Consider the following 20,987-nt stretch of genomic DNA (forward strand, 5'->3'; position numbering starts at 1 on the left):
AACTGTAATGGATCATTCTCCCCAAAGGACCAGAGCACAGAGTGAGGTACTCGGATTCGTGTTACTCGTGGGGATGGTCGCGGTGGCAGTTACGACGATAGTGGTCATCGGAGGCGGTGCGATGGATGATCTCACAGAAGCCAGTAATGCCGAGAACGCTGAAATCATGATGTCGCAGTTCGACTCACAGGTGAGTGCAGTCTCTCTAGGGGACAGCGACCGGCAGTCGTTCACTTTCAGTGGGGATGGCTCAGCAAGTGTTGATGAGGGTGCAGGAACGATCACCGTCACACAGATCGGCTGTGGGTCGTGCTCACAGGAGATTCTCCACACACATCTCGGTGCGGTCAAGTATATGACTGGGTCGACGACAGTTGCCTATCAGGGTGGGGGCGTCTGGCGAACGGACGGTCAGCACACAAGGATGGTTTCGCCACCGGAGTTCCACTACACGTGGCGGAATGACCCTTCCTCAAACCCGACGCTGACCTTCCCTGTCGTCAGTATCACTGGCTCTGAGCCCCTCTCGGGACCTGCAACGATTTCGAAGACCAACTCGAAATCGCTGTTCCCGGGCGACGACGCTGCGCAGACCAATCCCCTTTCATCGGGAAGCATTGAGGTCGTCATTCAGAGCGAGTACTACGAAGGCTGGGCAACGTATTTCGAGGAACGGACGAGTGCAGAAAGCGTAGACGTCGACGATGAAAAGCAATTAGTCACAGTCATTCTCTCGGTACCGAATAAGAGTCGGGAAGTCGCCGACGGCATCGCAACCGCTGACCCGACGCTCAAGATTCAGGGAAGCGGCGGCGTCGACAGCTATGACTCCTCGGTAGGCTCCTATGCCGCGACGAAAGGGGAGGAGGGCAGTGTCTTTGTCGGGAACGGGCTGAAATACTCCGGAGGGAGCACAATCAAAGGCGACATGCGCATTAACGGTGATTTCGATGCCGGTGGCGGTATCGATGTCACTGGCCGTCTCATCGTCAACGGCGATGTCACATTCGGTGGCGGGTCGAAAATCGACAACGAGGTCATTGCCGATGGCGACCTCACGTTCTATGGGAATTCTATCAACGCCCCTGTGACCATCGCCGGGGACATCTACACGAAAGGCGGTTCCAATGTGAATGGGGAGATTACTGCCGGTGGCGACTTCGATTGGGACGGGAATAGCATCAACGACAATGTCTACCTCGGTGGTGCGTTCAATCCTAAGAGCTGGAACGAGCCACCGGCTGGGACGGTCCACGAACACTACGCTGCGCTTGACCTCAGCGCAGTCGATGAGGCAGCTGACCTCACGCCTCCTGAGATGACTGCAATTGACCCGACGATTGAGGCACGTGTCGATGCCTACCGGGCGACAAACGACAACACAGGGTCAGATGCCAGTCGCATCGAGGCAGGGCACTGTGCAGATGGGTACTCGTCGTGCACGCTCACAGCGGGAACGTACTATTTCGACGACTTCGAGTTGCAGAACGACGACATCACGTTCGACACGAGTGATGGACCGATCTACATCGCTGTTGATGGCGAAGTTAGCTCTACAGGATCGGCGAGCGTTCAAATCACGGGATCTGACCGGGTCCACCTCTACACGACCGGCGACACCAAGGTAACGAGTGGGACGACCTGGAAGAGCGATGACTCACGTGGTGACCATCTCTGGCTGTATGGGTCGAGTAGTTCGACGGTGAAGATTTCGGGTGGAGCCACCTTCTATGGCGTCGTCTACGCCCCAAGTAACGAGGACATTACCGTCACTGGTGGCTCGGATGTCTATGGCGCGCTCGTTGGGAGCGCAAGTAAGGTCACTGGGGACTCGGCAGTCCACTACGATATCGTGTTAAAAGATCAGAAACCGGACCTCGTTGGTGGTGGTGGCGTTCCGCTGACGTACCTCCACATTAGCCACAATGAAGTCGTTGTCAAGAACGCAAACTGAACGACCTCACCAAACTCGTCTCCAAACACCTCTCCATTCCAGCCATCGCCAAGAGTGGTTCTATCCACCCCGGCAAAAGGAGTGGATCACTGGTGTCTTCGAGATATGACGATAGCGATGTTGAGCGACCGACGGTAAGCGGGCTCGTGTCCACCCTAACCCGATTGATTCACTTCTCGATTCAACCTCACCTGCGAGATGTGCCTGCGTCATGTGATTAAACCGACGATTAATCTCTATTTGCACCTCGGCAGAATACGTTAGCGATACTATAGCTTTGGTGGGATAGTCCTGAATCCCATCTATGGGGGAAAGCATCAATTATCCAAGCCGTCCATCGGACACCGGAATGCAACCTGGCTGTTCTGGCTTAACGGCCGAGACACCAGTCGCTACTCCGCCCAGTCCAACGATACTCCCAGCGTTCGATTCTCACTGCGGATGGACACCCTCGGACCTCCTGTGGTTTGTTGATGGGGTCTTTGAGGTGGTTACGACAGTGAATCGGATCGTTCTCTCGCGCAAATCAGTCTCCATTGAGATTGCATGTGCCCGAGGAATCTACCACGTCACGACGCGCATTCGTGGAACTACATACAACCATCACCAGGCCACGACACTTCGGACAGCGTTGGCTGGTGTCCGCCGTGATCTCAGCCGAGAGCAACTCTGAGCGAATTGAGTGAAGCGCACTGATCACAGAAAGCCGAGGAGAAAGCCCACAGCTTCAATCGTGGGAGAAATCACTTGGTCGAGAGCTCGATTCCCCAGTGCCTGACCGCCTGCTGCAGTACCTCTGGTGACTACTCCCACGACTGAAGTCGTGGGCTTCCCTCACTGAGGGTTAGGCCCACGTCGTCTGGGGAGTTCGCAGGTTCCATCTCACCGTTAGGTCCTTCGAGTACGACCTGCGTTTCGGGCTGAGCCACAACAGCCCCCACCGTCGATAGCGGACTCTGAATGTTCTTACCGACGGCTCGTTTGCCGATGTTCGTCGCACCATTCTTGTCGCCGTTGTCGTCCAGTCCACAGTCGTGGCACTCGACACGCCCCTGCACTTCCCGCGATGTGTTCTGCGACCCACAGCGCCAGCACGTCCGCGACGTGTCGTGTTCTTGCACCGGCAGACACTCCCGCCCATCGAGGAGCGACTTGTATGTGAGGATGTTCGCCATCTTCGCGTACGGCATCTTGTGGGTCTTGTCGTTTACGTATCGCCCCTTGTCGTTGTCGAAGCGCAACCCCGTCATATCACCGAACACGATGACGGCGTTGCGCTCCCGAGCGCGAGCGACGAGTTCGTTCGCCACTTGGTGCAGTTCGTGTTCGACCGTTCTGGATTCCTTGTTCCCGAGGCGTTCGATGACCTGCGCTCCCGAACGCACCTTCGCCTTCCCGATTGACTTGCGGAGTTGCTTGTAGTGTTCACGGACGCGACGGACTTCTGCACCGTGGAACTGTGTGTTTCGGTCGGAGAGGAACGTGCTGACCGAAATCCACTTCGCACCCATATCGACGGCGAGTACGTCGTCGTATTCGTCTGCGACGGCCACAGACCGTTTGCAGACGACGTGGACGTACCACTCGCCGTCTCGGTGGACAAGTTCTGAGTCGCGGATGCAGTCGTCGGTGAGCAGGTGCGTGTCCTTCTCGGGGACGCGAACGGGCACCCAGATGCTATCTCCGCGTTCCTTCTCGGGGTTGTAGACGGGGAGTTTGAACCACCACGACGAGAGCACGGTGTCCTCGTCGTGTTCGATGGTGATGCAGTCGTTGCGGAGAACGACGGGTTGCTCGGTATCTTCTCCCGGGTTCTTGTTCGAGCGGACTTTGCCCGCCTGTTGTTTGGTGGCGGAGTAGAGGTTCGCGTCGTCGTTACCGTGAACGGCGTCTTGGAACGCGGAGTATTCGCGTTCAACGAGTCGGGCTTTCCACTCGGTGAGTGAGTGGAGTTTGACCCGTACCGTGGTGGTGACGTCTCGATGCATCGTTATCGTCCAGTCTGTGCATTGATGTACTCCTCGATGGTCTGACTCGACACTTCGCCTGCTGAGGAGACGAAGTACGAGCGCGTCCACAGCGAGGGGAGGCCGAAGTCGAACTCGTCGCGGAGGTTGCGCGAGGTGTAGCCCTTGACCTGCTGGATGATTTTGTTCGGGGCGAGTTTCGGGTTCCCCGTGATGAACAGGTGTACGTGGTCGGATTGGATTGCCAGCCGGAGGATGTCGAGGTCGAGTTCGTTGGCTTTCTCCTCGATGAGTTGTTCGAGGCGGTCGGCAACCTCGTCGGTCAGCACCGGCTTGCGGTACTTCGGGCACCACACGAAGTGGTAGTGGAGGTTGTGAACCGACGTTCGCTCTCGACTGTACCCCCGGGGCATACTGTTAGATAAAACCTATCTATATTAGATATTGCGATTTCATCAACCCTCGGTCGGCTATTGAGGATGGTTTGTGTCGTGTGTGGTCGGATTCATCCCACGACTGAAGTCGTGGGCTTTCTCCTCGATTTCGTGTAACGCCAGCTGGCCTCGAAGAGTTCTTCCGAGAAGTCGGGATGGCCGCTCAACGGCGTGAGACACCACCGCCTGCGGAACCGGATGCCGCCGCACTGACTGCGGCCGCAGCGCCGTACGGCCTCGACATCCTCGGCCCCCTCCCGAGATAACTCGACAACGTGCGTTCTGCCCTCGCACTACTCGTCGAAGTGGTAGGAGACCCTCCGCTGGTGTGCATCCTGTCAGTATGGTCGTGCCGTAAACTGTCTCGGTGTCAACACACGAGCCACTGCCGGCTCCGCTAGAAGTGCCCGACGACGAGAACCTGCCCGCACACTCGATACGCACGACCAGCTCTCAACAACGGACTCGTGAGTAGTATTCCGACTCGGCGAAGCCCTCCTCCGACAGATGGTCTGCCACGGTCGGTGACAGATATTCCTCAGCCTCGGGGGTTGACCCTACGTCACCGCCTGCAGACAGCCACCCGCCCTCGGTGTGGCCCGTCTCGTCGGTGAACTCGGTCTGGCCGACGACGTTGTGCAGCAACTCGTGTGTCACCGTATTCACGCGAAGGCTGACGCTCCCTTCAAGGATATTCGAGCGATACTCCCCCTCGACAAACGAGAACCGACCTGGTGTCTCTCCGAGCCCTGCAATGCCCTCACCAGCGATTTCGCCGACGACGCTGAGGTGGTACGAACACTGGCGCTCACCCATGTAAGCGCGTGTGTAGTAGCGCTGTTGATAGTCTCGCATCTCGCTGCCCGTGGTGAGAACCGGTTGCTCCTCGAGGGCCGTCTCGACGAGGTGGATGTCAATGCCCGCTGAGCCATCGGGATTCGAGACTGGCATCTCAGCCCACACCTCCCGGAGGTCTGCCTTCTCGGTCTCTGTGAGCGCCTCCACATCAGTGGCGTAGCTCACCTGCACGTAGAGGTCTGTTCGCAGTGGATCTGCCCCCGGGAGGTCCGCGCCTTCGTCCGTCCGCTGTTTGACCTCCCACCCATCGCCCAGTCGGTCACCGTCAGTGTCCCATGCCCATGGGTCGGTCCCGAGTGCTCGTTCTCGGTTCGAGGAGAGCCCGTCACGGTCAACGTCGAGCTCGCCCACGAGGTGGTCGACCTCGTCGCCGAGCGTCTCAGGGACCGAAACCACCCCCAGTCCGACCACAATCGCGACGAGGAGTGCGCCGAAGAGCGTCACGAGGAGTGCGTATCGGACGAGTCTCCGGACGACGCTCCCGATTGACTGTATGCTCTCGCGCCAGGACCAATCGCGTCTCACTACTAGACCTTCTAGGTGACCGAGGCAGGTAGCTTTCACGCTGGGTCGGCCGGGAGTGAGAATTCCACACGACTCGCAGTCCGTCACGAATCATCGGCTGCCCCTCCTGTTACTATCGAGACTCCGAGAATACAGACAGGCGCATCAGGCTCGGCAGCGTCGATGCTTGAATCGAGGCCCTCGAACCCATGAGCAGCCAGGCCACCGTGACGGTTGCACTCGTGGACGAACCCTCACCCGACGACTCTGCCACCCAACCGTCGGCCGTCAATACGCCTCCATTGTGGGCCGACTGTCGACGCGGCCAGAATCCCGCTCAGGATGCGCTTCTAGCAGTCTACCGACGAAACGCACGTAGAGTACTTAATCACGCTTTTCAGATAGCATCAGACACTTTCCGACGGCCCACGAATGTATATTCACGTGTCAGAGGGTCTGTCAACCGGTGCTCCACTCTGGAGGAGTCAGTAATGTCGGAGGATAAGCAATCGCTCTGGAGGGGACAGGTGGGCGGTGGAGGCGTCCTCGCCGAGCGACTGCTCGAGTCACTGGGTGAGTCGGAGACTGGTTCTGTCGAGGGATACATACGATGACGACGGCCACAGCCTCAGACGGACGTGGAGAGACGCTCGACTCCCCGCACGGATGGTTGGTCGTCGCGCTCGGCATCTGTATGCTCACGCTGATATGGGGGACTGTCTTCACCTTCACTGTCTACGCGGACCGACTCGCAGCCACCTTCACACTCTCGGAACTGCAGGTCTCGTCCGTCTTTTCGATCACCACCTCCGTGTTCCTCGCCGTTGGTGGACTGTTCGGTATTTTCGCGGCTAGATTCCCACTTAGGCCAGTCCTCACAGCAGTCGGCGTCGGTCTGACTGTCGCAGCGTTGCTCCTGCAAGTCGTCACCTCGTATCTCGGTGTTCTCGCCGCCTTCGCGCTGCTCGGTATGGCGGGTGGAACTGCGTTCACGATTATCGTCTCGCTGGCTCCGCAGTGGTTCGACACCTACCAGGGACTCGCGACCAGTGTCACGATGACTGGTGTCGGCTTGGGCCCGCTGGTACTGCCATTTGCGTGGCTTTGGCTCTTCAACCGGACCGGCTTCAGGACGTCACTCGCCACCATCGTCGGTGTAATGGTGGCCATCGTGTTCGTCTCGAGTCTCTTCTATCGTCGACCGGCCGGCCCTGCGCAAGCAGGGGAGACTGTGGACACAGCGTGGATTCGGAGGAGAGTACGCAATCCTCGATTTCTGAGCACGGCAATCGGATTTCCCCTCGTGTTCGTTTGGTTCTACGTCCTGTCGGCACATCTGGTCAGTATCCTCACGACGAACGGTATCGACGCCGGCGTGGCCGCGGCTGGCATCAGTGTTATCGGCGGTGTCAGCGTGTTCACTCGTGTCGGGGGTGGGTTTGTCGGCGACCGAATCGGCCAGCGTGCGACGTTCCTGATGAGTGCTGTCCTCGCCAGCGTGTGCGCGCTCTCGCTGCCGTTCGCTCACTCTCGCCTACTCGTCTACGGCACACTCTTCGGCTTGGGTGTCGCCCTCGGCCCCCTCGCCTCGCTCTGGTCGCCGATCATCCTGACTCGGTTCGGACAGGAGAACGCGACCGCGACGGTCGGCTTACTCAATATCTCGATGGCCGGATTCGCACTGCTCGCACCACTGGCAGTCGGTCCGCTCAAACACATGACTGGGGGGTACGTCGTGCCGCTCGTCGCACTGGGTGTCGTCACTGCCCTCGGAGCAGGCCTCTTCGGCTGGGGAACGACACCCGTCGGCAATCGACCAGAGAGAGGACGTTGACCCCGAACAGGGGTTGTTGAACGAATAAGCGGTACAGAGGTGAAGTACCACGGGGACAAGCCCCGTGGCTTCACCGTTTAGGGACCGCACCGCGCCCGCAGGCGAATTTAGTTCCCCTCGGCCTCCCGCTCGCGCGGTCGGCTGGAATCAACACCCGAACGCTCGGTGCGTCCGTGAGGGTCGGGCCCTCCACCAGCCCCCGATAGTACCCGTCTTACCGCCATTGGCGGGTGTTGAAAGATACCACATTTCCTGTCCGAACGACCGCTTCACGTTACGGTCGTTAACGCCCTTTACGGTCGTTAATCGCCCTACAATCCTCCGTTAGGTAACTGTTCGTGTCGGCTTCACCCTCGGGGTCAAGCCTTGAGGCACTCGCCTGGTTTATCTGTAGATGCTCAGGCGGGCCGATTGTGAAAATCGCTCGCCTTCCTGTTCGCCTGGCGTCGCATCGTGTGTCTCCCTTCCAGAACCGCTGCGGTTCACTACCGTGGAGCGTCCCGTGTGTAGGGACAATCCCACAGAGTAACTACAAATTCTGGCCCCCCATTTGTCCGTTCATGTCTCATCGAGGCAGATCAACCGCGACGAACCGTCACGTAACACCGGTAGCGAGCACGCGAGGAGTCGAGCAATGAGCGAGCAAGAACTGACGGATTATCTTATCCTTCGAGAGATTGATCCACCGGTGACACACGCCGAACGTGAACGTGCCAGCGAACGGTCGATCGCGGCCCTGGAAACAGTGCGAGATGACGGTGCGGACATCGATTGGGTACAATCGGAGATAATGACCAACGAAGACGACATGGTAACAGGAACGTTCTGTCACTTCAGGGCAGAATCGGAAGAAGCACTCTACGACCACGCAGACTGTGCGGGGATTCCGGTGTCACGGGTCTTTCATCGTGGACCGTTCGTAGACGGCCCGGATCAGTAGGAGAGATCTCACACACTCAGTCTCTACGTGTCAGCGTCGATTGCCTCCCGAAGCGCCTTTGGATGGAACCGATTCAAGCGGGTCGCTTCGCTCCAATATGATTCGAAGAGTGTCTCTGCCCACGCACGTGCTGTCGGTGTGTCGATATCGATAAACGCCTGGGGGACTCCCGAATCTTGGTCGCGAATCCCGATGCCGATACAGGAGTCGAAGAGAACGAGTCCGAATGGGAGAGAATCGTGCAACCGCATCCGTAGGTAGTCGCTCGCGCAGAGTTCGACGCACTTCCGCGGGTAGTTCTCCATGATGTCCAACGCGATGTCGGGTTGCTCGATGACGTCTGTCACCAACCCGTCGAGCACTCGGCCGTGGATCTCATCCATATACGTCGGGGCAACGGCATACGAATCGAACATGCGTAGCGTCTCGGTCTCTTCGACCAGTGAGACGAACCGAGCCAGCGGGCCGAATGGGTCACCGCGCTCTGCTGTCGTAACCGTCGCGTCCGAGAATTCCTCGATGGGGCACTCAGGTTGGACGCTGGACACGACCTCGAACAGTGGGGCGAGTCGGTGAGCGGTCTGCATCTCCGCTTCGAACGTTGCAACGATCTCTGCGACTACCTTGCCGAACTCGGTGAGTTCGTACTCCCCATCGACTCGCTCGATGAGGCCCCTCTCGGCAAGTGTGGTGGTGTTCCGATGGGCGGTCGATTTCGAGATGTCGAGTCGGTGCTCCAGGGTTCGTCGGTCGAGGGCCCCCTCACGCAGGGCCGAGATCATCGATGCTCGCTTGATGACCTCGACCCGGAGATCGGAACCGTCCGGGAGATCTCGTACCATAGACGTGGTTGTTGGTAACACTATACAATAATTTCTACAGCCAGTGGTCCGACTTCTGACGAAGGTTCCAGCATCCCGTTCGGCTATATTTCGACAGGACAGATATCTTAACGCCCCGTACCAAACAAAAATGGCAACCAGTGAACTGGGTTGTCTTCAGGCCGATCGCGGTGACTCGGCTGGTAGATTCGTTCCGCGAGTCTAACACCGACGCTCCTACCAGATTGCGTGCATATCGTCCCCTGACCTGCTGAATATAGAGGGTGTATCCAGCACGGGTACGTACGGCGCCACCTGTTGAGGGAACCTCATAGCAACCGGCAAATCGGCCGGCAAATGGAGTCGTCTTGACCGCTGAGCAGAGACGGTACATTCGGTGGTAGAGTCGCTCGGTCGGGTATTTACTCGTCCGTGACGATGACTGCACCGCGCATCCCGAACTCGTTGTAGACCTCTCCTCCGATGCCGTTCACCTTACGGGGTGCTCCGTGAGGCGTGCAGTAGTAGAGGTAGTTGCCCGGCTCGTCGAAAATGTGAGAGAAGTCCGGGAGGACGGGGCCACCTGGGGAGGCAGTTCCTCCCGGGTAACGGTATCCACTGTTGAACAGTCCGTCCAACGAAACCACGTCGTGAGGAATCGGAATCGGGTACTCTGGCCACACCCAAGTGACGGTCGTCCCAGGGGTGACCTTGATGGCCATCGGGTTGAACGCGACTGGCGCCACTTCCATCTCTTCGAATCCTTCGATTGGTATTTCGACGTTCGTTATCGCACCGCTGAGCACTTCGACAGTGTCCTGCTCGGTCATATCGACGACCCCGTCAGCCCAGATAGGCGAGGGCTTATACAGGGCTTTCTCGTTCAGGAAGGCCCCGATTCCGTTCCCGTTGCCGAAGTTGTTGCCCTTCCGCTCGGGCTTGTCTGCAAGCGCGGTACCGACGCCAACAGTCGTGAGCAGCGAGAAGGCCCCTGCGGTCTTCAGTACGTTACGGCGACTGATAGTTGGAAATTTTGATTGCTGCATAATGTACGACTTCGAATGTAGTCACGCCCCAGTAGTATGCTGACCATATGAATGTATATGTGACAACACTTAGCGCAGCACTGTTATCACCACCGAACTTGGAGGGGTTGGCCACTCCACTGATGGACTCACGCTCTCTGTCTAACAATAGCGGCAACCGATGCGACCGGTTTCTTTCGCGGTGAGTCGCGGTGACTCAGTTGTTAGACGTGTGCTGCGAGTGTAACAGTTGTATCTCTTCTAATTTCACAGAAAGCTTATCGCTCGAACGTTTCTGTTCACCGATATAATGGTCCGTTCACGGTCCCGGCGTCGTGCCCTCTTCGCGTGTGGAACGGCGCTCACAGCGCTCGCGGGCTGTGTGACAGACTCGCGCTCCACTCCTGAGACCGCTGAGCCGAGCCCCACTCCTGAGACAGCCACTCCGCAATATGACGTGCCAGTTCAGAACCTCCTCATCACGCCATCGCTGGTCGTGGCCGGTGACGACTCGATTGGTGTGGAAGGAGCCCCCTCCGAGCAGTTCGTCGTGGTCGACGTATCGGACAGAGGACTAGCATCGTCGGAGGACCAGTCGTCACCCAGCGACTCGACGTACCGCCTCGTCACTGGGTCGGCGACGTACGACCCGGTCGTCAACGGTCAGCCCGGTCGTATCGACGGGTATAGTGGGGCCTTCTGGCCACAGGTCTACGAGGGTCTCAGGAACCAGCCGGTCGTCTTCGCCGTCCCGAAGCCGCTCGACGCCAGTTCGGTGTCGTTTCACTGGCAGGGTGGCGACTACGCGTTCGGGGACCAGCTAGTCCAGTGCCTCACCCGACCGCCGACGGCATTCACTGTTCGTGAGTTCTCCGCCCCGGACACGGTCGCTGATGGAAGGGAGATAACCGCGATGCTCGTCGTGGAGAATACGGGAGACCACGACGGGACCTTTGTGGGGGCGCTCAACCGCATCGGGCCGGAAGTCGCGTACACCCCGGTCACAGGCATCTGGCTGGACATCACGGCGGGAGAACAAAAGACATGGACGTACTCGTACACGCCGACACCGTCGCCGAACGTCGAAGACCCACGAATGCAGTACGTTCTGGAAGTTCGTGACGGGCGAGAGGACCTCAATATCGACATCTCCCGAGATTCGTAACACTCACGCTCTGCGTCTCTCGAACGGGCCGAGTGAGCGATGCGTGCCGCGTGTGTATCAGTGTAGTAGAGCCGTTCGATTCTACGAGTCAGTATCCGGTGGAGTAGCAGTAGGCCATATATCTAAACAAGAGCGAAGTTCAGAATATAATTAACATTTGGCATTCTATGGGTCAGCACTTGCACCTACCACCAGTCCTCCTCGATACCGTCCTACACGACACTGACCATCACCCAGTTCTGATCCGCCAACAACGTATTCACACTATCCAATATCCGATTCACTCATTTCATGTGGTTAAGACAACATATAAGCCGCTGCCCAGAGTACAGTAACGGCGGACGTACGGACCGCAACGAAGAGGAGATGAGTACCACAACGCAGGAACCAGGATCATCAGCGAACCCACCCGGGCCCACTACAACTGGAGGGACGGAGGATGGAACATCGCTCGCTCGATTGTACCTACTCTCTGGACTAACTATCATCGGTGTCGTCGCACTCCTCATTGGAGTCGCCATCTTCGTGCAGATGACGGGCATCGTCTCATTTGCTCCCACCATCAGCATTGGTGACCTCTTCACCGGGCTGTCACTGATTGCAGGCGCCATCATCGCACGAGCGGAATATCGACGTGCAAAGAAGGCAGCTCAAATCGGCCATACAACTGACCTCCTGACAGAACTCTCGACGAACGATAGCCTGTTCGAATCACTGACAGCTGTCTACCACATGGACGGCGCTGCCGTCGCCGCCGCATTCAAACACGATAGTCTCGACCAGTCACAACTGGAACACATCGTTCGCGTCTTCAATTACTACAATTTCGTCGCCAACTCTTGTTCGGCTGGATACGCCAACAGAGACTCGATATTTACCCTCCGTGGTGAGGCCATGTGGCAAACCTACACCAATTACTATGAGTTCATCACCGAGGTGCGTAACCAAAGGGATGATCAGACGGTTTGGTGTGAGTTCACCGCGCTCGCGGAAGCGTACGGCCGAAAAAAAGGAAAGTCCCTTCCTGCCCCATCACCCAGTAATGACTCACTCCCATCTCCGATCTAACCACCGCCGCAGTGACCGAACCACACGCTCACACCGTACCGATTCCCCCGATCCACACTGCTAGTGACGATCACCTCCGTTCTTCTCTCCGAACCCACCAGAACGAACTGAACCACGCCCACCCCCGGTCGCCCCCCTTAATCTCACTAACAATCACGCCCTAGCCGCCACAATTATATTGGACCTTCATCACATCCGTGACTCCCCACGACCCCCACAACCCCTGAAACACCAGATAACGCCCCATTAAGCCCGTCTCTGCAATGTTTAAGGCGGAGATACTCTTCAACAAGTGAAAGTTAGGAATTTAGGATAGACTTATATTCTCCCAGTCATACAGGTGTAATTGAAGCGAACCCGACGCTCAGGACAACGGTGACACAACGCCCGGTGGGATGACCCACCGCGGCGATACTCGCCGCGCATCCGCGCACTCCGAGCCACTGCTGTGGCTCACGTGGAGGTGTGGCAGCCCGACTCCGAGCAAAAGTTCGCGACAGGTACGACAACATGATTCAGAAACTCAAAGCGCGGTTCGACGCAGACGATAGGGCAGTCAGTCCTGTCATTGGTGTGATTTTGATGGTTGCTATTACTGTGATTCTGGCAGCCGTCATTGCTTCAATGACGCTCGGGCTTGGGAACTCTGTGAGCAACACTGCCCCTAACGCCCAAATGTCTGCAGAATACGACGGAACTGAACTCACGATAGAACACAAAGGCGGAGAGAAGCTGAAATCGGGGGAGACCGAAATCGTCGTTGACGCAGACACTGAAGAGACCTTTGGCCCCGATGGAAGTGCTGAAGTAGGCGTTGGTGACTCCATTACTATCACTGCAGGGACTGCTGGAGCTAACTGGCAGGGAACTACGGTTGCAAGCTCAACTTCCGTTGCCATCAGTAGCGACCAGACGATATCGGTCACAGTAATCGACACAGAGAGCAACCAAATTATCTACGAAACTGAGATTGATGTCTGAATGATTCAAAAGATAATCGGACAGTACAAGACCGAAGATAGGGCCGTGAGCCCTGTCATTGGTGTGATTTTGATGGTGGCTATTACAGTGATCCTGGCTGCCGTCATAGCATCAATGACGCTCGGCCTTGGGAACTCGGTGGGCAGTACAGCGCCAAGTGTGCAGATGGACGCAAATGTAGATGCTGGTGACGGTGTCTACGACGACGACGACTCTGACGGAACCGATGACCAGAGTGCAACAATTACTTTGGAACACAAGGGTGGAGAAAGTCTAGATTCGGATAGAACGGAGGTCGTCGTTGAAGCAAATGGCGAACGATGGGTGTTGACAGGAGACGGAAGCTCTCAACTCTCTGTTGGTGACAGCTCTACCTTAATGATGGTGTCCAAACTTGACACTGTACCTACGCCTAGTGAGTATTCAACTGAACTCTCACCAGGTGGGAGTTGGCTTGGTTCTGCATCCGCTTCAGTAGATGCTAATCCCATAGATTCGCCATCTGATGTCCCGGAGATCGCCTCAGGAGACACTGTCTTAATCAAGGTCATTGACACCGGAAGTGACCAAATCGTTTATGAGACAGAGATAGACGCGTAAGCAGTTCCATCTGAACGAATTTCTCGATTCGTTCTTATCTTGCCATAGCGGGCACTTCCCCACGATGCTGCCCTACCGTGGCTCTCATTTTTCGAACGCTAGCTAACGAGCGACAGCCCTGTAGAGGGCTACCGACTCATCCTGTTCTCCCACTGGACGTGGCAGGACCGACAGAGCGATACGAGGTTCTCCAACTGATTCGCCGTCCCGAGTGAGTCGAACGTCCGCACCTTCTGCAGATGGTGGACATCCAACCCTTGGCCGTACTGAACGCGATGCTCGTGGTCGGTCATCTCGCAGTTTTCGTCCTGGCACACCCAGTCGTCGCGCTCGAGTGCTTTGAGACGCTGAGTAGCCCAGTTGACGCCGTATTCGACGGTTCCCTCAACCGTGCCGTGTTCTTTATTAATGCTGAGGCCCGCCGCCTCGACTGCTTCGTTGTGCGACCCGAAAGCACGGATGTATGGCCAGATGGAGTACTCCCCGAGTTCGTTCACTTGGTCGAAGGTGGGAGTGCGACCCAACTCCGTGGCGAGTTCACGCAGCGCTCTCAAGAGGTTCTCGTCGGAAGTGGCCTGACTCCGCCCTGCATTGGGGTCCAGCCCCGCCGCTTCCAGTGCAGTGCCCCATGTTCCGAACTCCCGATAGTAGGGCCTATGGCAGTACTCACCACTCTGGTTCATCTCCTCCTGTGAGGGTGGTCGACCCACATCTTCGGCTAACTCAACGAGCGCAGAGAGCAACGCTTCCCGTCCAATCTTCCGCGTCGTCTCGGTCCGTTGTTGCAACCCTGCGGCCTTCCGCGCTGCGGGCCACGACCCGAACCGTCGATGATACGCTGAGGCCGAAAACCTGCCATGCTCGTCCATATCGGCCATACGCGGCACCCTTTCAACCTCTTCAGCAACCCTGCGCAACTCCTCTATCAACTCCTCCTCTGGAACCGTATTCCGGTGATTGGGACCCATCCCAGCCGCTTTTAGAGCATCGTTCCAACTCCCAAACTTCGTATAATACGGCTGACCCGAATATCGACCCTGTTCGTTCATCTGCGTGCGCGTGGGCGTTCCACCGACCTCTTCAGCCAACTCACACAACGCTTCGATCAACTCGTCTGCAGAAATCCCGGACATTACCGAGTGTCTCCCTGTCCTATTATTTCAACCTGCGACTCGACTGCGCCCTGGGGCCGTTCTACCGTGTTGTTGTGTTGCTGTGCTCCCTGCTTACTGGTGTGCAATTCGGGCACGCCCTGTCGTGCCCGACGATAAACTCGGGGAGTGAGCAGTTGGTGACGAGAGTGAGCTGAGCGGGTTCGTTGAATACTCGACGTCTCACTCGCTGGTAGACATCAACTGTTACATCAACATCCAGCAAGTGGTGGTTTGGTCAACACCACTACAAGCGAAGTACCCGAATATGTGAAACAGATGTTATATACTCGACCGCCGTAATTCATACTGAACACAACGGTTAGAAGACGCAGCTCACGTGGAGGGTATATCTAGAACGTTGGAGCGTCCTAGCAAACCCCAAGACGTACCTTCGATTGGTGAGCCCGGGAGTGCTGTCATCACTACTCCGGTCGAATCACCCCCCCGCCGTTGTGTGGTCTACAGTTGACCATTCTCTAGGAGAGTGGGACTGTACTGGGCTGCGTTTTCCTCGTTCCTATTGATGAGCATTAGCTGGTAGTTAGTAGCCGACGTTCACCGTTCCCAATGCATCAGCGATGTTCGGGTACTCATCGGTCACGTTTTCGATGACCTGGTCTCGTTTATCAGCAGCCACGGCGGAATACTCGGAGGGTGTCTCTGGACATACCCCACCTTCCGACCATGCGACAAATCGGTCCCGAGGAAATTCTCCGCATGTGTTTCGAATCGTGGTCGGGCTATAAGGAATTTTATCATAGAAGCCTTTTCTCGCATTACTCCACTGGTCGTGATTGCGAGTACCCCGGAGAGTAATATCAAGGCGGATTGTCTCCACCTCGCTACCATCTCTCTGATCAATTTCATATTCGATTTTCGCAAGCCGATGTGAGAGGAGGGTCGCAAGCAACGCTGTTGGATAGTACGAATCGAGCTGTACGCAGTTCGTCATTGCAAATTCCTGGTTGAGGCCGCTCAGTGCTCTATAGACATGAACAGCAGTACTTTCATTACCACTGTCCATGATAATTGCGTCACTCTCAGCAGAGAGGTCTGAGACGAGCAGTGCCGACTGAATCGCTCGTATCTTAACTTCGTTAACGGTCTGTGGCTTATGAGTCTCGAATCTGAATGCCTGAATATGATCTTCAAGATTGGGGAAACGCTCTCTCAGAATCCTTACCAGCTCAATATAGTATTCTGGGTTATGTGAGTCGAAGTGCCCCTTGTTATTCATATTGAAGAAGCGTAGTTCGGGGGGCTCCCCGCCAACATTCAATTTCGCTTCAATCATTGCGTCAAATATCTCTAGCTCTTCTTCCCGAGTTGCCTTGACCCCTACAGACACAAAGACTCTGCTGTCGGTCGCTTCTTCTGGATGAGAGCTTTGAGCCAACATGATCGAGGTGTCAGTATTGAATCTTCCATCTGGACTCTCAAACGACTCCATGAGATATTGTAGTCTTGTCTGAATATCTTTTTAACTACTCTTCTCGGAGTAATTCTTGTTCTTTTACCAATGAATCACTCCGTACAGAAATTTGGGTCTCCAGTTTGTCGATAGCGAGCTTGACATCATCATTCATCAGTGGAATACCTTTCTCGTATACTTCAAACGACGAACAGAGATAATTGAGAAAATAAATGCCGTCTTCGACTCGCCGTAGACTCATGCTCTGTTCTCGAAGGTCTTCGAGTAAACCTTTCACATCACCCGCATCGCTTTCGTGAATCATTCTGTATTCGACACCATCAAGTATATTCCTCGTAGCTCGATTTTTCGAATGTAGGTACTTCGCCTTCAACGCTTTGACAAGTAGGTCTGCCCTCGCTAATGATTCCAGTTCTCGCTCAATCTGCTCGGCCTTGTTTTTCCGTTCAAACAGCTCAATATTACGTTCGTATTCCCGCTCAAACAGTTCTTTGTCACGCTCGTACTGTTCATCGAACTTCTCTTTGTCACGCTGATACTCTTCGTCAAACATTTTTCGTGTCCTGTAGGCCTGCCAAATCGTGAGCAACACCAGAAACACCGTCGCAACGCTGGAGGAAATCGAAACAATGTCTCGCGTCCCCGCGGTCTCACCTTGCAAAAATAGCTGGTAGCCGGTCCAGCCCAATATCAGAATCACGATCGTGAACGTGACAATCGGAATCCAGAAAATCAGATCTTTAGCCTTCATCATGCAATCCTCAGACTACTCTGGTCATGTCAACGATTAAATGCACTGTTGGTTCAGGTTCTCAATCAATCGATTCTATCTTCATCATTGACCGAGGCCATCTTCGATATCTTCGGGGCGTTGGCGAACGTACGCCGGTTGTCGGGTGGAGTCCCCACTGAAGTAACCCTCGCTCTAGAACTTCCAAAGGTCCGATTGGAGGAACTGCTCATTACGTCGTCGCCCCTCAGTGACGATGTAAATCATCGTCTAGACACAGAGATACTGCGAATCGCGGAAGATACTTGCCCGCCCACACCTGCGTTCTCAACATCTCCGATATAATCGGAAACAATAATGAATCTCGAAGCCCGCCTTGCTGCGATTGGTCCCGCATTTCAGGTGACATGGAAGAGTACCGAGGTGCGAACGGTGACGATGGCCGTCGTCCTCGGTGAGTTATTGGTCCGCTGGGTGCTCATCTGGCAGACCACCCCCGTGGTCGCCGTCCTGTGCCCGCCCGTGTTCGCCGTCCTCGGGGCAGCGGCGGCCGTCTCGCCTGCTCGTGAGGCGCTCGGTGACGCTGCTTTCTCGCAACTCCCGCCCTATCGGGGTCGACTCCCTTCGTTGATTGCGCTCTCGGTCATTGGGCACGTTCTCGCGCTGCTGGGTGGGCTTGTGCTGTTCTTCCTCGTCGATACGCCTGTTCGGTTCATGTTGTACGCACTGGCCCGGGGTGACCTCATTTCGGCGGGGGTGGTGGCGGTTGGCCCGCTCATCGAGATTGCGATTGGGACACTTCTGGTGTGGGTCATCCCCGGTATCGCGGTGATTCGGTGCGTAGAGGGTGAGTCACTCACTGTAGCGCTTCGGAACGCACTTGCGGTACTGTTCGACACCCCACGAACCGTGGTCGTCGGGATGGGATTCAACGGCTATCTAGCGCTGGTTGGTGGGTTGTTGCTCGTCGTGTTCTTCCAGACGAACTCGAATCCCGTGTTTGGCAACCTGCGCTATCATTACCGGATTCAGTCGCTGTTTCTCACGGTGCTCCTCGGTGGGGTTGCCGTGGTCGTGCTTGGGTTGGGGCTCGCCGTCTCGGTGTCGTATTTCGTGAGCCAAGTTCCACCGCGACCGTCGCCCACACCGCTCCCATCGACGGGTCGGCTCCTGATCGCTGGAGTCGTCGTACTGTCGCTCGCCGCTGGGGCAGGCGCGATACGAGCAAGCGAGACGCGGCCACTGGGAACGGGAACGACGCCGTTGCCTGATGATGCAGACCGGATGTACGCGGCAGCGGTGTCGAACACGTTTGCTGGGGGTTACGAACACCGTGCGGTCACAATCGAGGACGGGGCCGGATCGAATAGGTTGTGGCAGGTAGATCGCCGTAACCGGCAGGTCCGCTACACGTGGTGGGAAGAAGGTGAGTCAAGACCGACCGGAGTGACCGATGGCTCTGTCTCCTACGCGACGATGGGGTTGTACGCACCGGGGTCTGAGTCACCCTTCAGGTTGGGGTCGTGGACGGTGATGGAGGTTCGAGAGGCAGACATCGCGCCTGGATACGCTGCTGTTGACGACGAGCGCCTGTCACTCGCGAACCGTCGGTTAGCGCCGATTGACGCCGAGGGGTGGACTGTCATCGACCGGTCTGCAGAGACGGTGATGCTCGAAATCGACCTGCAGCGCCACCTGCTTCGGGAGACGTACGGCTACACAGATCACGACCTCCAACCGGTCGAGACGGGTGACGGTCGAACGTTCGTTATCGTCGGGTCTGAGACCGGGGCGACGGTTCACGTACAGGAGACGACCGTCCGAGTGGTCGTCGACCGCGAGACGGGTGAACTCCGCTCTGGCACACAGACTGTTGACGTTCGTATCGAACACGACGCTGGGGAGACGTCGACGGCTCGTACAGAACGGCATCGACGGGTTGTCTCACACTCCTTCCAGACCGAGACTGACGTCACACGTCCGGCCGACCTCGGACCCGTCCGCCCAGGAGAGTGGGTGTGGAGACTCCTCGCGTACTGATTCAGTGTGTCCTGTGCAGTCGAACGACGGACGACATCACTGTTCGCCCTTGTCTCCTGTCCGAGGATGGCTCCGATGTGCCGAGTCCCGAGCAGTGGTAGCTGTGGGCGGACGCTCTCTGCAAAGCTGTTGTCCGATGGGTGAGGGTTAGGACCTGTCGTGCCCGACGATAAAATCAGGGAGCGAGAAGCGTGCCCGCCATCAACTCGTTGCAGGAAGTCGTTGTAGTCAACTGCCGTAGCTATGAGCCTCTCCCGTCCGATAGCACGTCGCGTGGGAATACCGAAGTCCATGAAAGCACTCAGATCAGTGGTTCCAACAGTCTCACCACAAAGAATATGCTACGGACTACTTGAATTGTCAGTATGAGAACCAGACGGTCCCTGCTCACTGTTGCGATTCCCCTCCTTGTCGGTGGTTGTCTCACCGACATGCCCGCGACTGACTCCTCAGAAACGTCCTCAACTCCCGAGTCGACCGGGGATGCCCCCTCCACGAGTGATCAACCGACGAGTAATCAACCAACTGACGGTCTGTCTACGCCGGAGTGCGTGCAAGGGTACACGGTCTCGCTATCTGCGTTCGCTCCCACCAGGCAGTTTCCCACGACGTTCCGCCCGTCTCAACAACGGCTTCTCGAGCGAATCATCGCTGAAGACGGCGTTGCGTTGCAGACGTACGGTCGGCCGCCACTCCGGGATGGACAGTACGCCGAGCACGAAGCAGCCTATTATCACGTTGAGGTCGATCGATTGGGGACTGAAGAAGTGCCCGGCCGTCTCGCCGCCCTCTCGTGGGAGAACGGGCAGACTGCACCTGCAGGCGAGACCGCCATCGCCTATTCGAATCTTCCTGCAGTCGACCAGCGTGCCCTCGACCTGTTGATACACGGCCCGGAGTATTCGCCGAAAGGGCTTCCCACACAGCGTCTGTCCGTTTCGGATGCTCCGGCACCTTATCCAGACGGCATTGATGACTCGACACTCGTCGGCGCAGGGACGACGTGGGTGGAGTGGGATGACCGGGTGTATGATATCACCATCTCTGACGAAGCGGAGTCACTCACTCGCCGAGGATACGACTACAGCGTAACGCAGGTTGCCACATCCGAAGCGGAGTTCCAGGAGTTCGTTGCCGACAGGTACCTGATAGCGCTCGATGACCTCTCGAGCGAAGAGCGGTCTGTCCTCGACAGAGCAGTGGACGCTGGCGAGGACGATCACTACGAAGACTGCAACGAGCCCTCACCTGGGTACACACAGTTGCGGCAGCGAATGAAGAACGAACGTGGGCTCCCGAATCCACAGAGTGGCTGGTACGTTACCTACGAGGGTGAGCGGTATCTACTCGACATTGGTGAATGGGTCGTCTGAGTCGTTGGTTAGGGCAGATCCTTGGGCGCTCTGAAGGATGCACCCTCGAGGGATGCTGCGGTAATCGATAACGAATGAAATCGTGTCACTATTGATGTGGTCAGTTG

Annotated in this window: 17 protein-coding genes; 9 read left to right on the forward strand and 8 right to left on the reverse strand. The window is 56.7% G+C overall.

The annotated features are described in order from the left end of the window. Positions 1-7: 7 nt before the first annotated feature. Positions 8-1,954 carry a DUF7289 family protein gene (locus MX571_RS07290; RefSeq protein WP_247415029.1) on the forward strand — a complete coding sequence of 649 codons (1,947 nt, stop codon included), beginning with the start codon at positions 8-10 and terminating at the stop codon, positions 1,952-1,954. 803 nt (positions 1,955-2,757) lie between these two features. Here MX571_RS07290 and MX571_RS07295 read toward each other — a convergent pair. From MX571_RS07295 to MX571_RS07305, 3 genes are all read right to left on the reverse strand, one after another. Further along, a complete protein-coding gene (locus tag MX571_RS07295; protein ID WP_247415032.1) occupies positions 2,758-3,942 on the reverse strand; it encodes an RNA-guided endonuclease InsQ/TnpB family protein in 1,185 nt (394 codons plus the stop codon). 2 nt (positions 3,943-3,944) lie between these two features. Then, a complete protein-coding gene (gene tnpA / locus MX571_RS07300; RefSeq protein WP_247415033.1) occupies positions 3,945-4,334 on the reverse strand; it encodes an IS200/IS605 family transposase in 390 nt (129 codons plus the stop codon). Between the two features lie 474 nt (positions 4,335-4,808). Then, positions 4,809-5,738, reverse strand: a complete 930-nt coding sequence (locus MX571_RS07305; RefSeq protein ID WP_247415035.1) for a hypothetical protein — start codon at positions 5,736-5,738, stop codon at positions 4,809-4,811. Between the two features lie 589 nt (positions 5,739-6,327). Between MX571_RS07305 and MX571_RS07310 the strand changes: the two genes are divergently transcribed. Both MX571_RS07310 and MX571_RS07315 read left to right on the forward strand, forming a co-directional pair. Further along, complete coding sequence (locus tag MX571_RS07310) at positions 6,328-7,551, forward strand: MFS transporter (RefSeq protein ID WP_247415037.1); 1,224 nt, start codon at positions 6,328-6,330, stop codon at positions 7,549-7,551. A gap of 634 nt (positions 7,552-8,185) precedes the next feature. Then, positions 8,186-8,491 (forward strand): nickel-binding protein, encoded by a 306-nt coding sequence (locus MX571_RS07315; protein ID WP_247415039.1) that lies wholly within the window; start codon positions 8,186-8,188, stop codon positions 8,489-8,491. 23 nt (positions 8,492-8,514) lie between these two features. Here the strand turns inward: MX571_RS07315 and MX571_RS07320 are convergent, their stop codons facing one another. Continuing rightward, the gene (locus MX571_RS07320) at positions 8,515-9,333 is read right to left on the reverse strand and encodes a helix-turn-helix transcriptional regulator (RefSeq protein WP_247415041.1); all 819 of its coding nucleotides are present in this window, start codon (positions 9,331-9,333) and stop codon (positions 8,515-8,517) included. A gap of 401 nt (positions 9,334-9,734) precedes the next feature. After that, positions 9,735-10,358 (reverse strand): cupredoxin domain-containing protein, encoded by a 624-nt coding sequence (locus MX571_RS07325; RefSeq protein ID WP_247415043.1) that lies wholly within the window; start codon positions 10,356-10,358, stop codon positions 9,735-9,737. A 289-nt stretch (positions 10,359-10,647) separates the two neighbouring features. On the opposite strand from MX571_RS07325, the gene MX571_RS07330 reads away from it, so the two are divergent. From MX571_RS07330 to MX571_RS07345, 4 genes are all read left to right on the forward strand, one after another. Beyond that, a complete protein-coding gene (locus MX571_RS07330) occupies positions 10,648-11,502 on the forward strand; it encodes a hypothetical protein (protein ID WP_247415045.1) in 855 nt (284 codons plus the stop codon). A 366-nt stretch (positions 11,503-11,868) separates the two neighbouring features. Beyond that, positions 11,869-12,570 carry a DUF4760 domain-containing protein gene (locus MX571_RS07335; protein WP_247415046.1) on the forward strand — a complete coding sequence of 234 codons (702 nt, stop codon included), beginning with the start codon at positions 11,869-11,871 and terminating at the stop codon, positions 12,568-12,570. 465 nt (positions 12,571-13,035) lie between these two features. Continuing rightward, a complete protein-coding gene (locus MX571_RS07340; RefSeq protein WP_368408997.1) occupies positions 13,036-13,551 on the forward strand; it encodes a type IV pilin domain-containing protein in 516 nt (171 codons plus the stop codon). Next, positions 13,552-14,151: a type IV pilin domain-containing protein gene (locus MX571_RS07345; RefSeq protein WP_247415048.1), complete on the forward strand. Its 600-nt coding sequence runs from the start codon at positions 13,552-13,554 to the stop codon at positions 14,149-14,151. A 128-nt stretch (positions 14,152-14,279) separates the two neighbouring features. On the opposite strand, the gene MX571_RS07350 is transcribed toward MX571_RS07345, so the two are convergent. The 3 genes from MX571_RS07350 to MX571_RS07360 form a co-directional block, all read right to left on the reverse strand. After that, on the reverse strand, positions 14,280-15,284 hold the full coding sequence (locus MX571_RS07350; protein ID WP_247415050.1) for a homing endonuclease associated repeat-containing protein: 1,005 nt from the start codon (positions 15,282-15,284) through the stop codon (positions 14,280-14,282). Positions 15,285-15,846: 562 nt separating this feature from the next. Next, complete coding sequence (locus MX571_RS07355; RefSeq protein WP_247415052.1) at positions 15,847-16,755, reverse strand: hypothetical protein; 909 nt, start codon at positions 16,753-16,755, stop codon at positions 15,847-15,849. A gap of 34 nt (positions 16,756-16,789) precedes the next feature. Then, complete coding sequence (locus MX571_RS07360) at positions 16,790-17,491, reverse strand: hypothetical protein (protein WP_247415054.1); 702 nt, start codon at positions 17,489-17,491, stop codon at positions 16,790-16,792. Between the two features lie 414 nt (positions 17,492-17,905). Here MX571_RS07360 and MX571_RS07365 point away from each other — a divergent pair, with 414 nt between their 5' ends. Both MX571_RS07365 and MX571_RS07370 read left to right on the forward strand, forming a co-directional pair. Beyond that, positions 17,906-19,507, forward strand: a complete 1,602-nt coding sequence (locus MX571_RS07365) for a hypothetical protein (RefSeq protein ID WP_247415055.1) — start codon at positions 17,906-17,908, stop codon at positions 19,505-19,507. 365 nt (positions 19,508-19,872) lie between these two features. Continuing rightward, complete coding sequence (locus MX571_RS07370) at positions 19,873-20,880, forward strand: DUF7979 domain-containing protein (protein WP_247415056.1); 1,008 nt, start codon at positions 19,873-19,875, stop codon at positions 20,878-20,880. Positions 20,881-20,987: the final 107 nt, after the last annotated feature.

It is taken from the genome of Halomarina salina, assembly GCF_023074835.1.
Classification (GTDB): domain Archaea; phylum Halobacteriota; class Halobacteria; order Halobacteriales; family Haloarculaceae; genus Halomarina; species Halomarina salina.

Coding starts and splice junctions, on each gene's coding strand:
- MX571_RS07290 (WP_247415029.1), top strand. CDS start 8: ATGGATCATTCTCCCCAAAGGACCAGAGCACAGAGTGAGGTACTCGGA.
- MX571_RS07295 (WP_247415032.1), bottom strand. CDS start 3,942: ATGCATCGAGACGTCACCACCACGGTACGGGTCAAACTCCACTCACTC.
- tnpA (WP_247415033.1), bottom strand. CDS start 4,334: ATGCCCCGGGGGTACAGTCGAGAGCGAACGTCGGTTCACAACCTCCAC.
- MX571_RS07310 (WP_247415037.1), top strand. CDS start 6,328: ATGACGACGGCCACAGCCTCAGACGGACGTGGAGAGACGCTCGACTCC.
- MX571_RS07315 (WP_247415039.1), top strand. CDS start 8,186: ATGAGCGAGCAAGAACTGACGGATTATCTTATCCTTCGAGAGATTGAT.
- MX571_RS07320 (WP_247415041.1), bottom strand. CDS start 9,333: ATGGTACGAGATCTCCCGGACGGTTCCGATCTCCGGGTCGAGGTCATC.
- MX571_RS07325 (WP_247415043.1), bottom strand. CDS start 10,358: ATGCAGCAATCAAAATTTCCAACTATCAGTCGCCGTAACGTACTGAAG.
- MX571_RS07330 (WP_247415045.1), top strand. CDS start 10,648: ATGGTCCGTTCACGGTCCCGGCGTCGTGCCCTCTTCGCGTGTGGAACG.
- MX571_RS07335 (WP_247415046.1), top strand. CDS start 11,869: ATGAGTACCACAACGCAGGAACCAGGATCATCAGCGAACCCACCCGGG.
- MX571_RS07345 (WP_247415048.1), top strand. CDS start 13,552: ATGATTCAAAAGATAATCGGACAGTACAAGACCGAAGATAGGGCCGTG.
- MX571_RS07350 (WP_247415050.1), bottom strand. CDS start 15,284: ATGTCCGGGATTTCTGCAGACGAGTTGATCGAAGCGTTGTGTGAGTTG.
- MX571_RS07355 (WP_247415052.1), bottom strand. CDS start 16,755: ATGGAGTCGTTTGAGAGTCCAGATGGAAGATTCAATACTGACACCTCG.
- MX571_RS07360 (WP_247415054.1), bottom strand. CDS start 17,491: ATGATGAAGGCTAAAGATCTGATTTTCTGGATTCCGATTGTCACGTTC.
- MX571_RS07365 (WP_247415055.1), top strand. CDS start 17,906: ATGGCCGTCGTCCTCGGTGAGTTATTGGTCCGCTGGGTGCTCATCTGG.
- MX571_RS07370 (WP_247415056.1), top strand. CDS start 19,873: ATGAGAACCAGACGGTCCCTGCTCACTGTTGCGATTCCCCTCCTTGTC.